The sequence below is a fragment of the Thermovirga sp. genome (assembly GCA_012523215.1).
In the GTDB taxonomy this organism is placed as follows: Bacteria; Synergistota; Synergistia; order Synergistales; family Thermovirgaceae; genus 58-81.
Genome location: JAAYIZ010000077.1, coordinates 1 through 1,963 on the forward strand (window position 1 = coordinate 1; position 1,963 = coordinate 1,963).

The following is a 1,963-nucleotide window of genomic DNA, read 5'->3' on the forward strand; positions in this document are numbered from 1 at the left end:
CAATAGCGGCCTGATCTTTGCTTGTTATAATATCATCATTCCGATCCTGCAAAAAAGGGTGGTCCACATTGGAGGATGCCGTAACGAAAGTTCCCGTAGTGAGGGTGAATAAAGGCGGCGCGGTGCGCTTCGACGACGAAGCGGCGGTAGAGGGACATTACCTGCTCATCCTCGACGGAAATCCCGTCGAGGAGGTGGTCCTTTCGCCCCTCGCCCTCAGGGAATGGGCGACGGGCCACCTTTTCTGCGCCGGGGTGATCTCGTGTGCTCAGGGTATCCTGGGTATGGAGGCAAGGGATGGAAGGATCGAGGTAAGGACCGCTCCCTCGCGACGCGTGCCTCGACAAGGACCGCCGGAGATGTGGAAGACCACACCCGGCGTGATAGAGGACGGCGCCCGGTGGATAGCCGAAGCGCCCCTATTCAACCGGACGGGAGGGTTCCACGTCGCGGCTATCCTGGCCCAGGAAGGAAAGAGGCTGGCCCTTTTCGAGGATATCAGCCGCCACAACGCCCTTGACAAGGTCATAGGATGGGCCCTGATATCGGGAGTGGACCTGGGAAGGACCCTGGTCATCCAATCCGGGAGGCTGCCCAGGGACATGGTCGCCAAGGCCGCCGCGGCCGGCATACCCCTGCTCGGGAGCGTATCCGCACCGACCGATGCCGGGGTCTCGCTGGCGAGGGAAAAGAGCATTACCCTGGTGAGCTTCATCAGGGAAGGAAGAATGAACATCCATACCTTCCCGGAAAGGGTAATACTTGAAGATCCCTAGATGTTGACCCCCAGCCGCGCCCAGGGGAGCAGACCTTCGGTCACGGCCACACCCAGGTCCATGCCCGGGCGGTCGACACCGTGGAAGTCGGAACCCGCCGTCGGGAAAAGGCCAAACCTCGAGGCAACCTTCATCCAGTAATAGATCTCCCCCGAACCGTGATGACCCGAAATGCACTCAAGGCCCCACAGGCCATGATCCTTGAGCCTTTCAAGAAGCGCGAAGAGATGGTCTTCATCCAGGCCCATAAGGCCGGGGTGGCCAAGCACCGAGACGCCCCCCGCCTCGTCGATAGCCTCCAGGCACTCCTCGGGGGAGAGCCTTGAACTGGCCACATAGGCGGGCGCGCCCCGTCCGATGTACTTGTTGAAAGCCGAGGCTATGTCGCGCACGAAACCCTTCTTCACCAAGACCCTGGCAATATGCGGCCTGGCCACCACCTCGCCGCCCGATTCAGCCTCGACCTCTTCGAGGCTGATCTCAACCCCCAGGTTGACGAGTTTCTCGACCATTAGGGCGTTCCTTTTTCGGCGGTTTTTGCGGAGCCTTTCCAGTTTTTCCTGAAGCCCCCGACAGGCGCTGTCGATCCGGTAGCCCATGATGTGAAGCGTATAGGGAGCTTCCGCGGAGAGTTCCACGCCGGTAATGCCCTGGATACCCCCCTTCCCACAGGCCGCCAGGAACCTGGAAAGTCCGGCGGTGGTATCGTGATCGGTGAGGCTCATCACCGATACGTGCCTTTTCGAGGCCCTTCTGACCAGTGCCTCCGGTGTAAAGGTCCCGTCACTGAATGTGCTGTGAGTGTGAAGATCAACAATGAACATTTTCGACACCTGCTTTCCTCGATCCGGCGACCTCTATGAGATCCCTCAACATGGAATAGGCCGTGTGCCTCGGGCCGATGCCCCCGCCCGCGACGAAGATCTCCCCCAGCGTGTCCGTAAGGAAGAGCACTCCGTTGGTGGCTCCGTGCACCCGCGAAAGGGGGTTGGAGCCCGAGAGAACCTCGGGCTTCACCGTGATGGTGACCCCATCTTTCTCCCTATCAACCCTCGAGAGCAAACGAACGGCCCCTCCCGAATGGGCTGCCTCGAGGAGGAGACTCGTCTTGACCTGGTTTATCCCCTGGACATTCATGCTCTCCAGGGGGATCGGGGGCGCGTCCATGAGGACCTGGGCAATTATCG

General features: G+C 60.4%; 3 protein-coding genes. 1 reads left to right on the forward strand and 2 read right to left on the reverse strand.

Annotated elements, in window-relative coordinates:
* Positions 1-68 precede the first annotated feature (68 nt).
* Positions 69-776, forward strand: coding sequence for a hypothetical protein (locus GX108_02310; protein NLO55880.1), 708 nt, complete (start codon positions 69-71; stop codon positions 774-776).
* Here GX108_02310 and GX108_02315 read toward each other — a convergent pair.
* A complete protein-coding gene (locus GX108_02315; protein NLO55881.1) occupies positions 773-1,600 on the reverse strand; it encodes a PHP domain-containing protein in 828 nt (275 codons plus the stop codon). The genes GX108_02310 and GX108_02315 overlap by 4 nt on opposite strands.
* On the reverse strand, positions 1,587-1,963 hold a 377-nt coding region (locus GX108_02320; GenBank protein ID NLO55882.1), incomplete at its 5' end, for a homoserine dehydrogenase. The genes GX108_02315 and GX108_02320, both read right to left, overlap by 14 nt.

What these genes read in the sequence shown, in the direction of transcription:
- GX108_02315 (NLO55881.1), bottom strand. Translation starts at nt 1,600, where the DNA reads ATGTTCATTGTTGATCTTCACACTCACAGCACATTCAGTGACGGGACC.